Origin of the sequence: Paraburkholderia dipogonis, assembly GCF_042680985.1 — a bacterium.
In the GTDB taxonomy this organism is placed as follows: Bacteria; Pseudomonadota; Gammaproteobacteria; order Burkholderiales; family Burkholderiaceae; genus Paraburkholderia; species Paraburkholderia phytofirmans.
Map to the genome: position 1 here is coordinate 182,796 of NZ_JBHUFR010000023.1, position 15,328 is coordinate 198,123.

15 protein-coding genes are annotated in these 15,328 nt (G+C 62.7%); 4 read left to right on the forward strand and 11 right to left on the reverse strand.

Annotated features, from left to right (window positions below; translation table 11 throughout):
* Window positions 1-577: 577 nt before the first annotated feature.
* Genes kynA through kynB form a run of 3 tightly spaced genes read right to left on the reverse strand, consistent with a single transcriptional unit; the run spans window position 578 to window position 3,438 of the window.
* Window positions 578-1,510 (reverse strand): tryptophan 2,3-dioxygenase, encoded by a 933-nt coding sequence (kynA, locus tag ACFSNN_RS29405; RefSeq protein ID WP_134457946.1) that lies wholly within the window; start codon window positions 1,508-1,510, stop codon window positions 578-580.
* A 10-nt stretch (window positions 1,511-1,520) separates the two neighbouring features.
* Window positions 1,521-2,771, reverse strand: coding sequence for a kynureninase (gene kynU, locus ACFSNN_RS29410; RefSeq protein ID WP_134457947.1), 1,251 nt, complete (start codon window positions 2,769-2,771; stop codon window positions 1,521-1,523).
* Between the two features lie 28 nt (window positions 2,772-2,799).
* A complete protein-coding gene (gene kynB, locus ACFSNN_RS29415) occupies window positions 2,800-3,438 on the reverse strand; it encodes an arylformamidase (RefSeq protein ID WP_134457948.1) in 639 nt (212 codons plus the stop codon).
* A gap of 130 nt (window positions 3,439-3,568) precedes the next feature.
* Here kynB and ACFSNN_RS29420 point away from each other — a divergent pair, with 130 nt between their 5' ends.
* Window positions 3,569-4,084, forward strand: coding sequence for an Lrp/AsnC family transcriptional regulator (locus ACFSNN_RS29420; RefSeq protein WP_012434188.1), 516 nt, complete (start codon window positions 3,569-3,571; stop codon window positions 4,082-4,084).
* 18 nt (window positions 4,085-4,102) lie between these two features.
* Here the strand turns inward: ACFSNN_RS29420 and ACFSNN_RS29425 are convergent, their stop codons facing one another.
* A complete protein-coding gene (locus ACFSNN_RS29425) occupies window positions 4,103-4,612 on the reverse strand; it encodes a flavin reductase family protein (RefSeq protein WP_134457949.1) in 510 nt (169 codons plus the stop codon).
* A gap of 257 nt (window positions 4,613-4,869) precedes the next feature.
* Between ACFSNN_RS29425 and msrA the strand changes: the two genes are divergently transcribed.
* On the forward strand, window positions 4,870-5,418 hold the full coding sequence (gene msrA, locus ACFSNN_RS29430) for a peptide-methionine (S)-S-oxide reductase MsrA (RefSeq protein WP_134457950.1): 549 nt from the start codon (window positions 4,870-4,872) through the stop codon (window positions 5,416-5,418).
* A 27-nt stretch (window positions 5,419-5,445) separates the two neighbouring features.
* Here the strand turns inward: msrA and ACFSNN_RS29435 are convergent, their stop codons facing one another.
* From ACFSNN_RS29435 to pdxH, 3 genes are all read right to left on the reverse strand, one after another.
* Window positions 5,446-6,891, reverse strand: a complete 1,446-nt coding sequence (locus tag ACFSNN_RS29435; protein WP_134457951.1) for a DUF72 domain-containing protein — start codon at window positions 6,889-6,891, stop codon at window positions 5,446-5,448.
* A 72-nt stretch (window positions 6,892-6,963) separates the two neighbouring features.
* Entirely contained in the window at window positions 6,964-8,178 is a 1,215-nt protein-coding gene (locus ACFSNN_RS29440; RefSeq protein WP_134457952.1) for an SAM-dependent methyltransferase, read from the reverse strand.
* A 141-nt stretch (window positions 8,179-8,319) separates the two neighbouring features.
* A complete protein-coding gene (gene pdxH, locus ACFSNN_RS29445; protein ID WP_134457953.1) occupies window positions 8,320-8,961 on the reverse strand; it encodes a pyridoxamine 5'-phosphate oxidase in 642 nt (213 codons plus the stop codon).
* Between the two features lie 226 nt (window positions 8,962-9,187).
* On the opposite strand from pdxH, the gene tcdA reads away from it, so the two are divergent.
* The gene (tcdA, locus tag ACFSNN_RS29450; RefSeq protein WP_134457954.1) at window positions 9,188-10,045 is read left to right on the forward strand and encodes a tRNA cyclic N6-threonylcarbamoyladenosine(37) synthase TcdA; all 858 of its coding nucleotides are present in this window, start codon (window positions 9,188-9,190) and stop codon (window positions 10,043-10,045) included.
* Between the two features lie 82 nt (window positions 10,046-10,127).
* Here the strand turns inward: tcdA and trxA are convergent, their stop codons facing one another.
* Both trxA and ACFSNN_RS29460 read right to left on the reverse strand, forming a co-directional pair.
* Window positions 10,128-10,976 (reverse strand): thioredoxin, encoded by an 849-nt coding sequence (gene trxA, locus ACFSNN_RS29455; protein ID WP_134457955.1) that lies wholly within the window; start codon window positions 10,974-10,976, stop codon window positions 10,128-10,130.
* A gap of 170 nt (window positions 10,977-11,146) precedes the next feature.
* Window positions 11,147-12,022: a pirin family protein gene (locus ACFSNN_RS29460; RefSeq protein WP_134457956.1), complete on the reverse strand. Its 876-nt coding sequence runs from the start codon at window positions 12,020-12,022 to the stop codon at window positions 11,147-11,149.
* Between the two features lie 179 nt (window positions 12,023-12,201).
* Between ACFSNN_RS29460 and ACFSNN_RS29465 the strand changes: the two genes are divergently transcribed.
* The gene (locus tag ACFSNN_RS29465; RefSeq protein WP_134457957.1) at window positions 12,202-13,083 is read left to right on the forward strand and encodes an EamA family transporter; all 882 of its coding nucleotides are present in this window, start codon (window positions 12,202-12,204) and stop codon (window positions 13,081-13,083) included.
* Between the two features lie 85 nt (window positions 13,084-13,168).
* On the opposite strand, the gene ACFSNN_RS29470 is transcribed toward ACFSNN_RS29465, so the two are convergent.
* Both ACFSNN_RS29470 and tsaE read right to left on the reverse strand, forming a co-directional pair.
* On the reverse strand, window positions 13,169-14,749 hold the full coding sequence (locus ACFSNN_RS29470; RefSeq protein ID WP_134457958.1) for an N-acetylmuramoyl-L-alanine amidase: 1,581 nt from the start codon (window positions 14,747-14,749) through the stop codon (window positions 13,169-13,171).
* Window positions 14,731-15,315: a tRNA (adenosine(37)-N6)-threonylcarbamoyltransferase complex ATPase subunit type 1 TsaE gene (gene tsaE / locus ACFSNN_RS29475; RefSeq protein ID WP_134457959.1), complete on the reverse strand. Its 585-nt coding sequence runs from the start codon at window positions 15,313-15,315 to the stop codon at window positions 14,731-14,733. The genes ACFSNN_RS29470 and tsaE overlap by 19 nt, the downstream gene beginning before the upstream one ends.
* Window positions 15,316-15,328 lie beyond the last annotated feature (13 nt).

Below are 15,328 nucleotides of genomic sequence, written 5' to 3' on the forward strand. Positions count from 1 at the left end.
GCGCTGCGCGCTCGCCGGAGCGGTCTGCTTCGAACTGGCGGTTGTGTTGCGACGTCTGGGTCCACCGGCTTTGCCTCGGTAACGCCACAATGGGGGTCATTGTTTTAGAGGCCCGGGCGCTGGATCGATCTCATGTTGCTGTACGAGATACTCGCCAAGGCGTGGATTTTGAATGCTGGGGCCTTCTGACGCGAAGGTGCCCACGAAACCGGAAGCCATCAACGACATCCCACCGAGGCGAAGCCGACGGCCCCCACCGCGCACAAATGCACCCGCTGGTTCCAAGCGGACCGTTCCGGCGAGCGCGGAGCGCGAGGCGGGAAGAATGAGTGCTGTGTCACAGGCGCCGACTGCGCGAGAGCACAGATTCCAGATGAGCCACTACCGCGGCTGCGCGGGGGACCCGCTTAAGAATTAGCGGTGTGAGCCGCTTTCTCTTGCCTACTTCTCTTTGCGGCGGCAAAGAGAAGTAGGTGCCGCCCCGCACAGGGGCAACGCTAATAGACCACAAAAAAATCAAGGAAAGGCCAAAACGTTAGGATCACAGACAATATAGGCGACCAACAAAAACCCCTAACTAAAGCATAGTCCGAACATGCCAAAGCTCCGGAAACAAAACCACATCCAACATCTTCCGAAGATAAGTAGCCCCACTAGTCCCGCCGGTCCCTTGCTTAAACCCAATAATCCTCTCAACAGTAGTCACATGCCTAAACCTCCACTGCCGAAAAGCATCCTCAAGATCCACAAGCTCCTCAGCCATCTCATAGAGCTCCCAATGCTGGGAAGGATTCCGATAAACCTCCAACCAGGCCGCTTCAACAGAAGCATCATGCACAGTAGGCAGAGTCCAATCCCTGTCCAACCTGGAGGCTGAAATCGCAAACCCGCGCCGAGCGAGCAACCGAACAACTTCATCGTAAAAGGAGGGCGCTTCCAGCGAAGCCTTAACCTCGGCCAGCACATCAGCCCGATGCGCATGCGGCTTCAGCATCTGCTCGTTTTTATTGCCGAGCAAAAACTCAATCTGCCGATACTGATAAGACTGAAACCCGGAAGAACTTCCCAAGTAAGGCCGCATAGCCGTGTATTCAGACGGCGTCATAGTCGCGAGAACACTCCAGGCCTGCACGAGCTGCTCCATGATCCGCGACACGCGCGCGAGCATCTTGAACGCCGGCGGCAGCTCATCCCGATGCACGGCCTGCAGCGCCGCTCGCAACTCATACAACGCGAGCTTCATCCACAACTCGCTGGTCTGATGCTGAATGATGAACAGCATCTCGTTGTGATCCGGCGACAACGGATGCTGCGCATCCAACACCGTCCCCAGCGACAGATAATCGCCATAACTCATCGACTCAGAAAAATCGAGCTGCGCATCATGCCAGCCATCGCCTGAATCGACGGCCTGGGTAGTCACGTTAGAAGCGACAGCCCCATGCCCAAACGGACATCCCTGCGCAGGCTTTTCTTCCGGCAACCCCGGTGTTTGCATATGATCGGTCATCGCGCGCTCCTCAGGTTACTGCGCCGCGTGCGGCGAATTCAGGTGCCCGCCAGGTTTCCTTCACGAGCACCTCGCGCAACGTTTCCACCGCGTCCCATACATCGACAAAGCGCGTATACAGCGGCGTAAAACCAAACCGCAACACATGCGGCTCACGATAATCACCGATCACCCCACGCGCAATCAGCGCCTGCATCACCTCATACCCATGCGGATGCTCGAAGCTCGCATGCGAGCCACGCTGCGCATGCTCACGCGGGGTGACGAGCGTCAACGGAAATTCACTGCAACGCGCTTCGACCAGTTCGATGAACAGATCGGTCAACGCCAGCGACTTCTTGCGCACCGCCTGCATGTCGGTTTGCAAAAACACATCGAGTCCGCACTCGACGAGCGCCATCGACACCATCGGCTGCGTGCCGCACAAAAAGCGCCCAATGCCGTCGTCAGGCTGATACGCCGGATCCATCTTGAACGGCGCGCGATGTCCCCACCAGCCGGATAGCGGCTGCGCGAATTCATTCTGATGACGCTTAGGCACCCACACGAACGCAGGCGAACCCGGCCCGCCATTCAGATACTTATACGTGCAGCCCACCGCATAATCCGCGCCGACGCCGTTCAGATCGACTGGCACCGCGCCCGCCGAATGCGCCAGATCCCACAGCGCGAGCGCGCCCTTGTCGTGGATCAGCCTGGTGAGCGCAGCCATGTCGTGCATGTAGCCGGTGCGGTAGTTCACGTGCGTGATCATCGCGATGGCTGTGTCGTCGCCGATCGCGGCGGGGAGTTCGGACGGATCGTCGACGAGGCGCAGTTCATAACCGCGGTCGAGCTGCTCGATCAAACCTTGCGCGATGTACAGGTCCGTTGGGAAATTCGAACGCTCGGAAACGATCACGCGACGCTTCGGATCTCGCGCATTCGCGACCCGCACGGCGGCCGACAGCAGCTTGAACAGATTGATCGAAATCGTATCGGTGACGACCACTTCGTTTTCCGCCGCGCCGATCAACGGCGCGAGTTTGTTGCCGAGGCGGCGCGGCAGCTCGAACCAGCCGGCGGTGTTCCAACTACGAATCAGGCCTTCGCCCCATTCGGCGCCGATCACGGTCTGTGCGCGCTGCGCGGCGGCCGCGGGCGGCACGCCCAGCGAATTGCCGTCGAGATAGATGGTGGTCGGCGACAGCGCGAACTGATCGCGCAACGTCGCGAGAGGATCGGCGCTGTCGAGCGCTAGGGCTTCGTCACGGTGGTTCATGGTGATTCCGTCAGTCAGATGGAGATGTTCATTGCGGTTCCGGCAGCGCGCGCAGAATCGCGCGCACCGGGCTTGCGTCGAGTGTGGTCAGCTTGAGCGGCAGCGCGATCAGTTCGTAGTCGCCGGGCGCGACATCGTCGAGCACGATGCCTTCGAGAATCGCCATGCGATGCGCGCGGATCCGGTGGTGTGCATCCATCGTCTTCGATTCCTGCGGGTCGAGCGATGGCGTATCGATGCCGATCAGCTTCACGCCGCGCGCCGCCAGCAGGTCGATGGTGTCCGGCGCGACCGCGCAGAACGCGCTGTCCCAGGCGGCGGTCGGCGCGTTTCTGTAAGTGCGCAGTAAGACTCGCGGCGGCAGGTCGTCGAGCGAGCCGGTCAGGTGTTGTGGCGTCACAACAGGCAATGCGCCGATGCAATGAATCACGCGGCATCGGCCGAGGTAAGCGTCGAGCGGTACTTCGCCGATGGCGTCGCCTTCGGCGTCATAGTGCAGCGGGGCATCGGTGTGCGCGCCGGTATGCGGCGACAGCGTCAGCCGCGCGACGTTGACGGGCGAGCCCGCCTCCATGCGCCACACGCGCTCGATGCCCACCGGCGTGTCGCCGGGCCAGACGGGCGTGGCCGTATCGACGGCAGGGGTGATGTCCCAAAGTGTTGGCATAGTCGCATCGGCGGTTTGTGTCTATCCGGGAATGATAGGTGGCTTGCCGCGAAATGTGATTGCGAAAAAATCTCCTTCTGCGCCGTGTCTTGGAACATAATTTGATTCAAACGGGAAAGGGAGACCGAATATGAACGCGATCTCGCTCGACGCCACCGATTGCCGTATCTTGACGGTGCTTCAGCAAGAAGGACGGATCAGCAATCTCGACCTCGCGGAGCGCATTTCGCTCTCGCCATCAGCCTGTCTGCGACGCCTGCGCCTGCTCGAAGAGCAGGGCGTCATCGAACACTACCGCGCGTGTCTGAATCGGGAAGTGCTGGGTTTCGAACTGGAAGCGTTCGTGCAGGTGTCCATGCGCAACGACCAGGAGAACTGGCACGAACGCTTCGCGGAAGCGGTGCGCGACTGGCCGGAAGTGGTCGGCGCGTTCGTCGTGACCGGCGAGACGCACTATCTGCTGCGAGTCCTCGCGCACAACCTCAAACATTATTCGGATTTCGTGCTGCAGCGTCTCTACAAGGCGCCGGGCGTGATGGATATTCGTTCGAATATCGTGCTGCAGACGCTCAAGGAAGATTCGGGCGTACCGGTTTCGCTGGTGAAGAAAACCGGTGGGCATAGCGCCGCGCATAACGATCGCTGAGTGTGCGCGGCGGCGCGTTCAAAGCAAGTCGAGTCCGTGAAACAGGCCGTTCTGAAACACCAGCGGTGAAATCTCCGCGGCATTTTCGTGCACGCCGCAGCGCTCCACTTCGCCGACAAAAATCACGTGGTCGCCTTCTTCGTAACGGCTGCGGTTATGGCATTCGAACCAGGCGAGCGCGCCGTCGAGCACCGGCATGCCGGTGTCGCCTTCTGCGTGCGACACGCCTTCGAAGCGATCGCCCTTCACGGTCGCAAAGCGCTTGCATAAATCGAGCTGCGACGAAGCCAGCACATTGACCACGTAGTGACTGTTGGCGCGGAACACCGGCATCGACGCCGAACGCGTGGCCAGACTCCACAGCACGAGCGGCGGATTGAGCGAAACCGAATTAAATGAACTGGCCGTGATGCCGATCAACTGGCCGGACGCCGCGCGCGTTGTAATAACGGTGACGCCGGTGGCAAATTGGCTGAGCGCCTGTTTGAAGGCGTTCTGGTCGAAGTTCGGCGGGCTGGCGTGCTTCATCGGGCGCCGGTCCCTGGCGCAAACCGGGGGAGCGCCGGGCTGGACCCATCTCGCGTGCCGCTGGAAACAAATGATTCGAAAGTCATAGTGAAAATCGTCGATTTGCCCCAATTCTAACTGCAATCGCGGCGGATCGGCCGCGACCCCAGCCGGTGAATGAAAAAGCCGCTAAGCTGGAAGGCTCGGATGGTGGCATGAGCGTTGCGGCGAACCGTGGACCGGCATCGGCCGACTATGTGTTTGAAGGAGCGAGCAGCATGAGTCAGACAGGCGAAGTCGCCACCCTGGGTGGCGGGTGTTTCTGGTGCCTCGAAGCGGTATACCTGGGCGTCGACGGTGTGGGCGCGGTGGAGTCGGGCTACGCGGGCGGCCAGACCCAGCGTCCGACCTACGAGCAGGTGTGCGACGGCGAAACCGGCCATGCCGAAGTCGTGAAAGTCGACTTCGATCCGGCGAAGATCAGCTATCGCGAGATTCTCGATATCTTCTTTGCGATCCACGATCCGACGCAGTTGAACCGGCAGGGCAACGACGTCGGCACGCAATACCGCTCGGTGGTCTTCACGCATTCCGACCCGCAGCGGGAAACGGCGCTGCAGGCCATTCGCGAGATCGGTGAACAACGCATTTACGACGGCCAGATCGTCACACAAGTGCTGCCGCTTGACGGCAATTACTGGCCCGCCGAGGCTTATCACCAGAATTATTTTGCGCGTCACCCGAATCAGGGCTACTGCTCGTTCGTAGTGGCGCCGAAGGTGGCGAAGTTTCGTCAGAAGTTTGCTCACCGGATCAGGGCGAGCTAGCGGCATGAGCGGCGGCTTGTGCGTGGCTCAGGCGTCGGAGCTGGGCGGCTGCTCGTTCTCTTCGGACGGCGCAGGTGCGTGATCGTCGTGCTCATGCTCATGAGCGAGCCGCGAGTACGCGTCGATGATCGCCCGCGCCAGCTCCACACAACTCAGCGGCGCCGAGCCTTCCGCTTTATTGTTGATCGCGATTACCACCGGCTGGCCGGCCAGCGCGTAGCGCGCGGCCAGTTCGGCGAGTGACGCGCGGGTCGCCGGGTCCTCATCGACCAACTGGTTGAACGGTTCGTACCTGGCCTTCGCCTGTTCGTATTTGAAGCCGCCGTGCAGGCTCCAGCGCACGATCAGCGGCCCGGCCGGTTCACCGTCCAGCAACGCAAGCGCCGCGGCTTGGCGCAACGGATCGGGCATGCGCGCGTGAATTCCGACGCAATAGCGCACGCCCGTCGTTTTGAGCGTACGTATGAAGCGCGGCGTAAGCAGACTTCCATCACGGATTTCGATCGCGTAGCAGGCGCTGTCCGGCAGCTTCGGCAAGGCCATCAGAAATTCGGCCAGCCGTTCAATGAACACCGCCGGCTGCGCGAGCATCTGATCCGGCAGCGGCGAAAGCTGGAACACGAGCGCGCCGGCTTTGGCGCCGAGCCCTTCGAGACAGGGCGTGACGAAATCGTCGATCGCCATCTGCGCGTTCAGAAAGCACGGATTCATCGAGACCGGTTCGCCGCGTTCGGCGCGCACGGTGGCGTCGGTGATCGTCATCGGGGCTTTCACGATGAAGCGGAAATGCTCCGGTACCTGCTGCGCGTAACGCAAATACTCGGTGACCGTGAGCGCCTGATAAAACGACCGGTCGATGCTGACCGTCTTCAGCAGGGGATGCGCGCCGTAGGCCGTGAGACCCTCGCGCGACAGTTTGCTGTTGCTGTATTCGTCGCCGTAGACGATGCCGTTCCAGCCCGGAAACGACCAGGTCGACGTGCCGAGGTGGATTTGCGGCGGTAGTTGTGCCGCAAGCGCGAGAAGTTCGGGCGAGGGCGGGGCGGCGACGATTTCGCGAGTGCGGCGTTTTTTGGGGGCGTCGGCGGGCGCGGTGATGGCTTCGGTTGGCGCTGCTGCATCGTCCTCCTGCCACAAAGAGCCGACGTCTGGAGCCTTTGTCGCGCGCGGCTGACGCCGGCGCTCGGGCTGCGTCGCGGCGGCGGGTGCCGCGGATGCGTTAGCTGGCGAGCCTGCCTGCTGAACGGTCTGCTGATTCAGCCGAGCGGCGTCAGCGTCCGCCCCGGCGGCTACGGCGGCCGCAGCAGTGCCAGTGGCCCCGCTCGTCCCACGCGATACCTTCACCGCGCCATCGCCGTTTGCCGTCGCCGTGTCTACCGGCATCCCGAACAGATCGAACTGCACGCCTTCGCCATCGGCGCCAGCCTCGCTCTCGACCGGCTGTTCAACTTCGCTTGTCCCGCTTGGGTCCATCGGTGTTCGACCTGCTGTTCAAAGGTTTGCGCCACGTCGCCCGTTCATGCGCGGCGCCGCGGCGCAACCGTATCACAGCGGCTTGTCGTACATGAAGCGGCGCGACCACGGCAGGGTTTTCGCGCTGCGGCCGGCTTTGCGGCAGACCACCTGGTAGATCGAGACGTCGTCGTTTTCGAAAGCGTAGGCGCAACCGGCGAGGTACACGCGCCAGATGCGGAATTTCTCGTCGTCGACGAGCTTGCGGGCTTCCTCCGCATGCGCTTCGAAATTCTCCGCCCAGATGTCCAGCGTGTGCGCATAGTGACGGCGCAGGCTTTCGACGTCAACCGCTTCGAGCCCGCCGCGCTGCATCGATTCGAGCGCAAGGCTGATATGCGGGAGCTCGCCGTCCGGAAACACATAGCGGTCGATGAATTCCCCGCCGCCGAGCGCGGTCTCGCCGCTGTCCGAATCGCTCGACGTAATACCGTGATTCATGGCGATGCCGTCGTCGGCCAGCAGATCGTGCATTTTCTCGAAGTAGCCCGGCAGATTCTTGCGGCCCACGTGCTCGAACATGCCGACGCTCGTGATGCGATCGAATTGCCCTTCGATGTCGCGATAATCCTGCAGACGAATCTCGATCTGGCCTTCCAGACCCGCCGCCTTCACGCGCGCCGTGGCGAGATCGAACTGGTTCTGCGAGAGCGTCACGCCCACACACTGCGCGCCGAACTTCTGCGCCGCGCGCAGAACGAGCGCGCCCCAGCCGCAGCCGATATCGAGCAGGCGCTGCCCGGGTTTCAACTGGATCTTGGTAAGGATGTGGTCGATCTTCTTGATCTGCGCGGTCGGAAGATCTTCGTCGCCGTTCTCGAAGTACGCGCACGAGTACACCATGTTCTCGTCGAGCCACAGCTTGTAGAACTCGTTCGAGACGTCGTAGTGATACTGGATCGCCTTCTTGTCCGAGGCTTTCGAATGATTGAAGTAGCGCCGCACGCGTGCCAGCTTGCTCGCGCTGTTGACGGTATTGCGCGCCAGCTGATAGCTGATATTGATGATGTCCGACAGCTTGCCTTCAATGTCGATCTTGCCCTTCACGTACGCCTCGCCGAGATTGTCGAGGCTCGGTTCGAGCAGATAGGGCAGCGCCGTGGCGCTTTTGACGTGTAGCGTGACCTGGGGCGCCGCGAACTGCCCGAAGTCATGTTGCTGGCCGTCCCACAGCACGAGTCGTGCGGGTACGTCAGCCTTGCTTTTTACTTCTTCCACCCACTGCGCCAGCTTCTTCTCCCAGAACATGTGATCTCTCCGTGTCCGTTGAATTAAAGCAAAGCCTGTGTGGATCGCAGCTCCGTGCGGCGCGACTCCCATGCCGCGAGTTGCCATCCGGCCGCCGCGCGCTGCTGCGTTGGCAACGCGGTTGCGGCGTTGTATTTCGATTCAAGGCGATAGGCGGGAGATTTGCCAGTCGCTGTGTTCGCCTGAGCGCGTGTAGAGCAAGCGGTCGTGAAGGCGCGACGGCCGGCCCTGCCAGAATTCGATTGCTTCGGGCACCAAACGATAACCGCCCCAGTGCGGTGGTCGCGGTGGCTGGTCGCCGTATTGCAAGCTGATTTCGCGTTCGCGTGTTTCGAGCTGCGAGCGGCTTTCAATTAGCTGACTCTGATTCGAGGCCCATGCACCGATGCGTGAACCGAGCGGGCGCGACGCGAAATATGCGTCGCTTTCTTCCGCGCTGGTTTTGACGATGCGGCCTTCAACGCGCACCTGGCGTTCGAGTTCGATCCAGTAGAAAAGCAGGCTGGCGTAGGGATTGGCGGCCAGTTCGCGGCCTTTACGGCTTTCATAATTGGTGAAGAACACGAAGCCGCGTTCGTCGACGCCCTTGATCAGGACGATGCGCGCCGACGGCCGACCACGCGAGTCGACCGTGGCCAGCGTCATGGTATTCGGTTCGGGCAATTTGGCGTCGACCGCTTGTTGAAACCACGTATCGAATTGACGAAACGGGTTACGGTCGATATCGGCAACGTCCAAAGAACCCAGCGAATAGTTTTTTCGAAGTTCGGCGAGTGAGGTCATGTTCTTATGCGAACGCTACAGTTCAATCAGTATAGCTAAGCCGCTAATTTTTTGCCCGCAACCACATCAAGGTCCGGCGCGGTGCGTTCATGCGTGCCGGCGTATATGGCTCTCGGTGCCGCGCTTTTCGCGGCGATGCACTTCGACGCCTTCAGGCAAAATACGGGGTTGCGTACGCCTTGCGTCGCCACTTCGTGTTTTTGCCTGACCACCGAGCCCTGCCATCATGTCCAGCACCACCGCGCAAACCGATCTTACTACCAGCCTCGACGGGAAAGAAACCGCTGACCGTGAGCGGCGCTTCGGCGGCATCGCGCGTTTGTACGGCGCGCCGGCGCTCGCCGCGTTCGAAGGCGCGCACGTCGCGGTGATCGGCATTGGCGGCGTGGGGTCGTGGGTGGCCGAGGCGCTGGCGCGCAGCGCGGTCGGCACGCTGACGCTGATCGACCTCGACAACGTTGCCGAGAGCAACACTAACCGGCAGATCCACGCGCTCGACGGCAACTACGGAAAACCGAAGGTCGAAGCCATGGCCGAACGCATCGCGGCGATCAATCCGTTTTGCGACGTGCGCCTGATCGAGGACTTCGTCGAGCCGGATAACTTCGAGTCGACGCTCGGCGGCGGCTTCGACTATGTGATCGACGCGATCGACAGCGTGCGCACCAAGACCGCGTTGATCGCATGGTGCGTGGAGAAGAAGCAGCCGTTGATCACGGTCGGCGGCGCGGGCGGCCAACTCGACCCGACGCGCATTCGCATCGACGATCTCGCGCTGACGATCCAGGATCCTTTACTGTCGAAAGTGCGCGGGCAACTGCGCAAACAGCACGGCTTTCCGCGTGGCCCAAAGGCGAAGTTCAAGGTGAGCGCGGTGTATTCCGACGAACCGTTGATCTACCCGGAAGCCGCCGTCTGCGATATCGACGAGGAGGCCGAGCACGTCGCCACGTCGCCGGGCCACACCGGGCCGGTCGGCTTGAACTGCGCGGGGTTCGGTTCGAGCGTGTGCGTGACGGCGAGCTTCGGATTTGCCGCAGCCGCGCACGTGCTGCGGGCATTGGCCAAGCAGGCGACGGCTTGAGGTGGTTCGCGCCGCGACGAGTGCGCGGCGCATTCAGGCGCGGCTGGGGCGCCGCGCTTGAATATCGATTGATCCAGTCAGATCAGAACAACGAAGCGCTCAGCTTGCGCCGCCATTGCGACACCAGCTCCGGCTGATGCGCGGCCAGATCGAACACCGAGAGCATCGTCTTACGGCCGATATCGTCGCGGAACGTGCGGTCGCGTTGCACGATCGCCAGCAATTGTTCGAGCGCTTCCGCGTATTTGCGGCGGGCGATAAACGCGCTAGCCAGATCGAAACGCGCTTCGAGATCGGCCGGCTCGGCCGCGACCTTTGCTTCCAGCGCGTCCGTGGGCGGCAGGTCCGCGGCGGCGTCCACGGCGTCGAGGCGTGTCTTGATCGCGTTGAAACGCGCGTCGATACCTTGCGTCGTTTTCGGCGACAGCAGATCGACTTCGTTGCGCGCCTCGTCGAGACGATTGTCTTCGAGCAGCAATTCAATGCGGTCCATGCGCGCTTCGTCGTAACCCGGGTCGTAGGCGAGGGCGGCTTGCAGCGCGTCGTACGCATCTTCGCGGCGGCCTTCGGCTAGCGCGGTTTGCGCTTCGAGACGCGCGGCGTCCGCGCCTTGCGGCACGAGCCGCTCAAGAAACTCGCGCAACTGTCCTTCCGGCAGCACGCCGACGAACTGATCGACCGCACGTCCGTCGGCAAAAGCCATGACGTGCGGAATGCTGCGCACCTGGAAGTGCGCGGCCAGTTCCTGGTTCTCGTCTACGTTCACCTTCACGAGCTTCCATTTGCCGGCGGCTTCGGCTTCGAGCTTTTCCAGCATCGGGCCGAGGGTCTTGCACGGGCCGCACCAGGGCGCCCAGAAATCGACCAGCACGGGGGCCAGTGTCGACGCCGCGATGACGTCCTGTTCGAAAGTGGCCAGAGTGGTGTCCATTGCGTCCTCGTCGATAAAACGGTCTGTTGACTATTTGGGGCCGAACACCGGGGATTCAATGCTGCCCGAAGCGCTTGCGCTCACTTGCGATGCTTGTCTGCGTGGCTTATCCGCGTTGCTTACCTGCGTTGCTTACCTGCGTTGCTTACCTGCGCGGTTAATTGCGTGGCTCACTTGCGCTGGGGCAGCGGAATCCATTCGGTTTCGCCCGGCACCTTGCCCATTTCCTGATTAGTCCACGCCAGCTTCGCGGCTTCGATTTTCTCACGTGAACTGGCAACGAAATTCCACTCGATGAAGCGCTCGCCATCCAGCTTTTCGCCGCCGAGCAGCATGACACGCGCGCCGTGGGTGCTCGCCAGCGTCACCGTTTCGTCGAGCGCGAGCACCGCCATCTGGCCGACTTCGAGCGACGTGCCGTCGATCTCCAGATCGCCGTCGACGAGATAGACGCCGCGTTCCTCGTGCTCCGGTTCGAGCGCGAAGGCGCCGCCCGGTGCGAATTCGCCGGCCACATACAGCGTGCCGGAGAACGTCGCGACCGGCGAGGTTGCGCCGAACGCCGTGCCCGCGATCACCCGCAGCGTGACGCCGTTGCGCTCGACCACCGGCAAGGTATCAGCGGCGTGATGCGCGAACGACGGTTCGATCTCTTCGTCGTCGAGCGGCAACGCGACCCACGTTTGAATGCCGTGCATGGTCTGGCCGCTCGCGCGGTCCTCGTCCGGCGTGCGCTCGGAATGGACGATGCCGCGCCCGGCCGTCATCCAGTTGACGTCGCCGGGGACGATTTTTTGCATCGAGCCGAGGCTGTCGCGGTGCATGATCGCGCCTTCGAACAGATAGGTCACCGTGGCCAAACCGATATGCGGATGCGGCCGCACGTCGAGGCCCACGCCGGGTTCGAGCGTGGCCGGGCCCATGTGATCGAAGAAGATGAACGGGCCGATCAGGCGCGCCGCCATGGCCGGCAGCACGCGCCGCACGCTCAGACTGCCGACGTCGCGCAGATGCGGTTTGAGGACTGCTTTGATCGAGGAGGACATGGCAGGCTCGGTTGGAATGGTGGGAGGGAATTATTGTTCAATGGACGATTCTACTGCGGTGAGCCTAACGACGACGGCTCGGCGACATGTCGGCGCTCCGGGAATCCGTAGCGCGGGGCGGTGCCGGACGCTGCCGCCTCCGCTAAACTGCCGGATCGAACAATCAACTGGAGTCCGGCATGTCGCCGAAGGATTTGCTGCTCGCGATGATCGTGGTCGTCGCGTGGGGCGTCAATTTTGTCGTGATCAAGGTGGGTCTGCATGGTGTGCCGCCCATGCTGCTCGGCGCGCTGCGCTTTGCGCTCGCTGCCGTGCCGGCGGTGTTTTTCATCAAACGGCCCAATTTGCCGTGGCGCTGGCTGATCGCGTACGGCGCGACGATTTCGTTCGGCCAGTTCGCGTTCCTGTTCACGGCCATGTATGTCGGCATGCCGGCCGGACTGGCTTCGCTGGTGCTGCAGGCGCAGGCGTTCTTCACGCTGATTTTCGCCGCCATGTTCCTGCATGAGCGCTTGCGCCTGCCGAATGTGGTGGGTTTGCTGATCGCGGCGGGCGGCCTTGCCGTGATCGGCATGCAAGGCGGCCATGCCATGACACTGGCCGGTTTTGTCCTCACCTTGTGCGCCGCGTGTTCGTGGGCGCTCGGCAACATCGTCACGAAGAAGGTCGGACGGGTCGATCTCGTCGCGCTGGTGGTGTGGGGCAGCCTGATTCCGCCGCTGCCGTTTTTCGCGTTGTCGTACGTGCTCGAGGGGCCGCAGCGGATCGTTGCGGCGCTATCCGGCATCAGCGCGACGTCGATCTTCGCCATCGTGTATCTCGCGTTTATCGCGACGCTGATCGGCTACGGATTGTGGAGCCGTCTGCTGTCGCGCTATCCGGCGAGCCAGGTCGCGCCGTTTTCGCTGCTGGTGCCGATTGTCGGTCTCGCGTCGGCGTCGCTGTTTCTCGACGAGCAACTGTCCGCGGCGCAGATCGCGGGCGCTTTGCTGGTCATGGCGGGGTTGGCCGTGAACGTGTTCGGCGGCTGGGCCGTGCAGCGGTTTTCACTCACGCGTTGAGCGGCCGGCTGGCCTGAACGATGACGAAAAAACGGCCGCGTCGAGCGGCCGTTTCCATCGCAACATTGCGTCGCCTACGTAAGCATCACGTCATGCGGTTCTTCGCGAGCGGTGGATTCGCCGCAAAATAACGCTTGATGCCGGTCATGATCGCATCGGCCATCTTCTCGCGGTACGCGTCGTCGTTCAGGCGGCGCTCTTCGTCCGGGTTGCTGATGAAGGCGGTTTCCACGAGGATCGACGGGATGTCCGGCGCCTTCAGCACCGCGAACCCTGCCTGTTCGACCGAGCCCTTGTGCAGCTTGTTGATGCCGCCGATTTCCTTCAGCACGAAGTTGCCGTAACGCATCGAGTCGCGAATCTGCGCGGTGGTCGACATATCGAACAGCGCGCGGTTCACGGTGGCGTCGGCGGACTTGATGTTGATGCCGCCGATCTCATCCGACGAGTTCTCCTTGTTCGCCATCCAGCGCGCCGCGGCGCTCGTGGCGCCATGCTCCGACAGCGCGAACACCGACGAGCCCTTGGCGTCGGGCGTGGTGAACGCATCCGCGTGGATCGACACGAACAGGTCCGCGCCGACGCGCCGCGCCTTCTGCACGCGTACGTTCAGCGGCACGAAGAAGTCGGCGTCGCGCGTCATCATGGCGCGCATGTTCGGTTGCGCGTCGATCTTTGCGCGCAGCTTCTTCGCGATGTCGAGCGCGACGTGTTTCTCGTACGTGCCCGAACCGCCGATCGCACCGGGATCTTCGCCGCCATGGCCCGGATCGATCGCGACGGTCAACAGACGCACCGTATTGCTCTTGCCGGACTTGGGATTGGTGAACGCGTAGGTATCGTCGCTGCCGGCGTCGTCCGCGCCCAGCGTGCTGGCGCTGTTGCCCTTGTTGCGGGCGATGGCCGTGGGCGGCGCCACGGGCGCAGCAGGCGTGGCCGGCTTGCCGAGGATCGGTGGAGCGGGCGTCGGCGCGACATGCACCGGCGGACGCGGCACGCTCGGTGCGGAGCCGCTGCCGCTGTTCTGCGCGTAACGCTCGAAGAAAGCCTCGCTGTTGTCGGCGGTGGGCGGCGTGGTGCCGGGACCGCTCAGCGTGGCGGGCGGCGGTGCGGCGTTCTCTTCGTTCAGCGTCTGCTGCTTGCGTTCCGTCTGCGCAAGCAGATCCATCAGCGGATCGGGCGCGACCGCGGGATACAGGTCGAACACCAGCCGATACTTGTACGCGCCGACCGGCGGCAGCGTGAACACCTGCGGCTTCACCGAGCCCTTCAGGTCGAACACCATGCGCACCACGTGCGGCTGATATTGCCCGACGCGCACCGACGAGATCTGCGGATCGTTCGGCGTGATCTTCGACACGAGGTCTTTCAACGCCTGGTCCAGATCGAGACCGCTCAGATCGACCACCAGCCGGTCCGGTCCCTGCAGCAGCTGCTGCGCGTTCTGCAGCGGCTGATCGGATTCGATCGTCACGCGCGTGTAGTCGCGCGCCGGCCAGACCCGCACGCCGAGCACCGAACTCGCCCATGCGAGACGCGGCGCGACGAGGCCGAGCACCAGCGTGGACGCGCCCGCGCGCAGAATCTGCCGGCGCCGCCAGTTATGCGTTGCGGTAGCCGCCGATTCGATCGAGCGGAACGGTTTGATCAACATCTTTCGAGACATGCCTTTCCTGATTCGCTGTATGCCCGTGCGACGAGGACACGGCCGTCGCTTTCATTCTCGTTGTGATTATCGAGGTCGAGCGAGAAGACAAGATCCGGCACGCCCAGCAGACGCCCCGCGCGCTGCGGCCATTCGACGAGACAGATCGCGCCGCTGTCGAAGTACTCGCGAAAGCCCGCGTCGGCCCATTCGGCCGGATCGGTGAATCTATACAGATCGAAGTGATAGAGCGCGAGTTCCCCAGCGGGCCGCTCGAGCACGTAAGGTTCGACGAGTGTGTAAGTGGGACTGCGCACGCGGCCGGTGTGGCCGAGGCCGCGCAAGGTTGCGCGCACGAGCGTGGTTTTGCCGGCGCCGAGGTCGCCGATGAGTTGCACTTGCAGTCCGTAGAACGCCTTGTCGCCATCCGCGCCCGGCGTGCGTTGCGCGGCTTCGCGCACGCTTTCGATCGCCTGCGCGAAGCGCTCGCCGAATGCCATGGTGGCGGCTTCGTCCGCGAGCGCGAAGGTGCGTTCGAGCAGGACGTTGGCGGGCGGTTGGATCGCGAGATCGGGATTGGCAGGCATTCTCGTAAAATGG

Excerpts from the sequence above, each read along its gene's own strand:
- kynA (WP_134457946.1), bottom strand. The coding sequence starts at position 1,510 with ATGACCGATCATATGCAAACACCGGGGTTGCCGGAAGAAAAGCCTGCG.
- kynU (WP_134457947.1), bottom strand. The coding sequence starts at position 2,771 with ATGAACCACCGTGACGAAGCCCTAGCGCTCGACAGCGCCGATCCTCTC.
- kynB (WP_134457948.1), bottom strand. The coding sequence starts at position 3,438 with ATGCCAACACTTTGGGACATCACCCCTGCCGTCGATACGGCCACGCCC.
- ACFSNN_RS29420 (WP_012434188.1), top strand. The coding sequence starts at position 3,569 with ATGAACGCGATCTCGCTCGACGCCACCGATTGCCGTATCTTGACGGTG.
- ACFSNN_RS29425 (WP_134457949.1), bottom strand. The coding sequence starts at position 4,612 with ATGAAGCACGCCAGCCCGCCGAACTTCGACCAGAACGCCTTCAAACAG.
- msrA (WP_134457950.1), top strand. The coding sequence starts at position 4,870 with ATGAGTCAGACAGGCGAAGTCGCCACCCTGGGTGGCGGGTGTTTCTGG.
- ACFSNN_RS29435 (WP_134457951.1), bottom strand. The coding sequence starts at position 6,891 with ATGGACCCAAGCGGGACAAGCGAAGTTGAACAGCCGGTCGAGAGCGAG.
- ACFSNN_RS29440 (WP_134457952.1), bottom strand. The coding sequence starts at position 8,178 with ATGTTCTGGGAGAAGAAGCTGGCGCAGTGGGTGGAAGAAGTAAAAAGC.
- pdxH (WP_134457953.1), bottom strand. The coding sequence starts at position 8,961 with ATGACCTCACTCGCCGAACTTCGAAAAAACTATTCGCTGGGTTCTTTG.
- tcdA (WP_134457954.1), top strand. The coding sequence starts at position 9,188 with ATGTCCAGCACCACCGCGCAAACCGATCTTACTACCAGCCTCGACGGG.
- trxA (WP_134457955.1), bottom strand. The coding sequence starts at position 10,976 with ATGGACACCACTCTGGCCACTTTCGAACAGGACGTCATCGCGGCGTCG.
- ACFSNN_RS29460 (WP_134457956.1), bottom strand. The coding sequence starts at position 12,022 with ATGTCCTCCTCGATCAAAGCAGTCCTCAAACCGCATCTGCGCGACGTC.
- ACFSNN_RS29465 (WP_134457957.1), top strand. The coding sequence starts at position 12,202 with ATGTCGCCGAAGGATTTGCTGCTCGCGATGATCGTGGTCGTCGCGTGG.
- ACFSNN_RS29470 (WP_134457958.1), bottom strand. The coding sequence starts at position 14,749 with ATGTCTCGAAAGATGTTGATCAAACCGTTCCGCTCGATCGAATCGGCG.
- tsaE (WP_134457959.1), bottom strand. The coding sequence starts at position 15,315 with ATGCCTGCCAATCCCGATCTCGCGATCCAACCGCCCGCCAACGTCCTG.